This is a genomic window from Chamaesiphon sp. OTE_20_metabat_361 (assembly GCF_031364565.1).
The window spans coordinates 1-4392 of record NZ_JANLWO010000757.1 but is presented as its reverse complement, the minus strand read 5'-3'; the positions used below and the strand labels follow the sequence as shown (position 1 = coordinate 4392).

Genomic DNA, 4392 nt, shown 5'->3' with positions numbered 1-4392 from the left:
CCTTCTAGGGGGTTGAGATAGACGTAGCGGGGGTTGCAGTCTACGGTGGCGGCGACGCCGAGATTGGGGTTGTTAACCGTGGATTGGCGACCTTGGATCGGCTCTAAGGGGCGAATGCGGATAATTGCGGCATCGGCACCGCCGGGGAGCATGACGGTATTATTTTGGACTTGGTGGTCGTATTGGCGATACACCCAGCGTTTGGACGCGATCGAGGGGGTATCCAACAGCGTCAACAGCACATCGTTCCAAGTGTAGGATTTGCCGTTAATTTCGATGCCTTGGGGGGTGGCTGGGGGTAACTGGTCTGGTGTCCATGCCCAGGCTGTTTGGGCGTATTCAGGAGCCTCCTGCATCAATTCCCGCTCGTAAATCGGGGTGTTATCTGCCAGGGCTGTTGCGGGCACTTCCGCCGCGATCGCGCCTTGAAATAAGATTCTGACGATCGGTTCGGCAATTACCGTCCCAGCGACGACGGCATGGAGTCCCCACCGCTCGAAAATATCGATCAGCTCCTGTTCGCGTCCTTTGTGGGCGACAAAGAGCATCCGTTCTTGGGATTCGGAGAGGAGGTATTCATAGGGCACCATGCCGGGTTCGCGGGCGGGTACCAAGTCGAGATCGAATTCAATCCCCACGCCACCTTTAGCGGCCATTTCCGAGCAAGAGCAGGTGATGCCCGCCGCACCCATATCCTGCGCGGCGACGACTGCGCCAGTCTTGAACGCTTCCAGACAAGCTTCAATCAGGGATTTTTCCAGAAAGGGGTCGCCAACTTGGACGGCGGGGCGATTGTCGATCGATTCGGCAGTTAGTTCGGCACTGGCAAAACTCGCGCCACCCATGCCGTCGCGTCCGGTGGTAGAACCCACATATAGGACGGGATTGCCGATACCTGCTGCGCCGGATTTGACGATCGTGGCTGTTTCCATCAACCCCATTGCCATCGCATTGACTAAGGGATTGCCACTATAGGCGGGGTCGAAATACACTTCGCCGCCCACTGTCGGCACACCGACGCAATTATGAGCGATAATGCCGGAACTAGTTACGAATAAATGCGTGCGATCGACTTCCACATCGTAGACATCGCAGGGTGCGACATTGTGGGTGGCAATGCTGTGAATCTTGACTGTTGCGAGAGTCGAAACCGCCGTGCTAGTTTGAGTGGCGACATTGCCGACTTCCCGCTGCTGAACGGGCATGGCTGGGGGACGACTAGACATCCAATCGCGGCGAACTTCAATTTGCCACAGGGCAGCATAATCAAATTCTCGTCCTTTAATTTTGCCCACCGCCGCCGGACGATGGTGAACTTGAGGCAAGATGCCTTGATTTTGCACCAATAGCATCAGTTGGTCGAATAATTGACGGCTAGAAGTGGCGCAGAAAATTTTCTCTTGCGCTGCTAAACCGCTGGTGGGGTTGGGAATCGTCGGGTTATTGCGAATGAGAGCTTTAAGTAATTCTTGTTGCAATGAGGCATCCCATTCCCACACAAAATCGGGCAGGCGTTTGTGTGTCGATTCATTCCCACATGCCCAGGCGTGCATGAATAAATAACCCAACAGCCAGGATGAGACACAAACTGCCATGCCAGATGTGCGCTGTTTGGTACTTGCTTCGATCCCTAAATCGTGGAGGATCGCCATCACATCGGTAGCCGCTGCCGCTTCATGATGGCTGAAGTTAAAGAAAATCCGGTAAATATTACCCGCTGGCGAGACCATTCCCGTGGCGACATAATAGCCCACAAGACGGGCAAAAGCGGCATCTGGCTTAATTATTGCAGGCAACCAGTCATCTTTCCCATGTTGACCGATTTTGAGATCCGCACGGGAGAAATTGAGGGCGCGATCGAATCCCAGGAGCTGTTCGAGATTGAGGAATCGCTCTAGGGGTAAGGTTTTGGTACTGAGATAGTGGTTGCGTTTTTGGATCGAGGGTTCAAATAATTCGAGCGTAGTCCGAATTAGATCCGTCGGTTGCCAAGCATCGGGGAGCTTGATACACAACTCTCGATCGATCTGATGTTCTGGCTTAATTAGCGCAATTAGATCGAGTGGCTGTGGCGGTTGCCCAAGTTCGGGGAGCTGCTGAAGGATCGGCAGACTATCGCCGACGCGCAAGGTTTGAGCGTAGCGAATCCGCACTTTATTTTCAGCTTCCACCCGTAACATCGGGTGATCTGGGGTGACTGTTAGGCTACGTCCCAATGAGGTGCGGATATTTACCAGCTTGTCTGTCTGGCGTTTGAAGATCCGGGTAACGGGTTGCCAACAACTGCGATTGGTTTTGGGGTCGAGGGAGAGTGTCTCGATGCCCAAGGGCAGTTCGTGAGTATGCGCCTGAGCTGGCAAATGGGTATTGACAAAATTGCCGATCGTGTCGCAGTGAATCCCCGCATTTTCTCTCCAGATGAAGGTTTCCGAACCGACCAGGCAGTTGCCATAGTGGGAAATCCCCGCCACGACACCTGTAAATAAGCGGCGGGTTTTGGCATCTTTAAGGTCGCCAAACCGCAGCGAATTGAGAATTGCGATCGGCCGCGCACCCATGGTAAAAATATCCCGCAAAATCCCACCTACCCCAGTCGCCGCACCTTGAAAAGGTTCGACCGCCGAAGGATGATTGTGAGACTCGATTTTAAAAGCTAGTTGCAGTCCGTCACCCAAGTCGATCACCCCCGCATTTTCACCCGGCCCGACCAGGATGCGATCGCCCGTCGTCGGAAATTGCTTGAGCAAAGGACGCGAATTTTTATAACAGCAATGCTCCGACCACATCACCCCAAACATCCCTAATTCGGCCTTGTTGGGGTGCCGATTCAGTCTTTTGACAATTTCTGCATACTCATTGGGTTTGATGCCCTGAGCGGCAATTTCAGCGTCGGTGAAGGGGGATGGGGTCATGTGTGCAGTAGTAGGGAAAATAAAAGCAGGGTGGGACAAAAATTTTAACACTATCTGCGCCGGAAGCTGATTTGAAGATAAATATCCTTACATCGGATAGTGAAACGTGAATAGTGGATAGTGGATAGCCAGAAGTGCTGCTGGGCGATTGCCCACAAAACTTACTCTTTTCCCACTTGAGAACATAGACAATCTCGCCCTGTAATGTCGGTCGCCCATCCACACTATGCCTACGGCAGGCTACGCCAACAGTGCAAGCTATCCACTATCCACTATCCACTACAAACTCATTAAATTGATTAACTTGTAAACAATTCTCGCACCTACATTACCGTCCCATTCGGCATTTCCCACTTCACAAACATCAAACCCAATTATCTTTCGTCCACTGCGAATCACTTCGCGGCACAAGCAAAAAGCTTGCTCCAATTCCATCCCGCCAGGTACTGGAGTCCCCGTACTCGGACATAGTTTGGGATCTAAGCCATCGGCATCGAAACTGATATAAACTTGCTGCGGCAAATGAGCGATCGCTTCTTGACAAATGCTCAGCCAACTAGCACCTGAATACATCTGTTGTTTGAGGAGTGAATCATAGTAGGCGATCGCGCGTCCTTGCGACTGCTCGATCGTTTCGATTTCTACTTGAGAAACATCCCGAATTCCTACTTGTACCAGCTTAGAAATCTGGGGAATTTTGAGCGCATTAAACATAATCGACGCATGAGAAAATTCAAAGCCCTCATAAGCATCGCGCAAATCTGAATGAGCATCTACATGGAGAATGCCGTAATCGGGATATCGATCGGCTAATGCCTGCATGTAACCTAGTGGCACGCTATGATCGCCACCGATGACGCCGACTTTTTTACCAGCATTCATCGCGGCTTGAGTACGATCGCGCAACCACCGATTGAGATCTCTTCCAGCCTGATTTATCTCGGCTAATACTGGGTTTAAATCTGGTTCTAGAGCTAGCGATTTACCTTGTTCCAATCGATCGATAATTAAGGCTGCTTGTTGGCGATAATAATTGTTTTTTGCCAGTATATCTAGATCGATCGGTGGCATATAAATCCCCCCTTGCCAACCTTGGGGATTGTCAAAATCATATAAGTCTAATTGCGGCGAAGCAGCGAGAATTCGTTGCGGTGCGGCGGCTGTTCCGGGATTGTATGAAACAGTCACTTCCCACGGCACACCAAAGACGATTGTCTGTGCCGAATCGTAATCGAACGGCAAGCCAAATAAGTTGCCATTGACCTGCCCGACACCACTAGGATCGTAATTATCTAGATTATTCATCGCGCCACTCTCAACTATCGACTAGCTACTAGTCTAACTAACTTGAGCCATAACACGGAGGTGACGCAAGGAGCGAATACAAGCAGGGCAGTCACAACCAAACATTGCTGCGGCGGCATCACTTTCTTCATCGCTAAAATTGACGAAAGCATCGGGATCTTTGGCTTCTGCGGCA

Annotated in this window: 2 protein-coding genes; both read right to left on the bottom strand. The window is 51.3% G+C overall.

Annotated features, from left to right (window positions below; all coding sequences use genetic code 11):
• A partial coding sequence (locus RMO35_RS21485; RefSeq protein ID WP_309744109.1) for an AIR synthase-related protein occupies positions 1–2912 on the bottom strand: 2912 nt, incomplete at its 3' end.
• 279 nt (positions 2913–3191) lie between these two features.
• Positions 3192–4217: an agmatinase family protein gene (locus tag RMO35_RS21480; protein ID WP_309744107.1), complete on the bottom strand. Its 1026-nt coding sequence runs from the start codon at positions 4215–4217 to the stop codon at positions 3192–3194.
• Positions 4218–4392: the final 175 nt, after the last annotated feature.

Excerpts from the sequence above, each read along its gene's own strand:
- RMO35_RS21480 (WP_309744107.1), bottom strand. The coding sequence starts at position 4,217 with ATGAATAATCTAGATAATTACGATCCTAGTGGTGTCGGGCAGGTCAAT.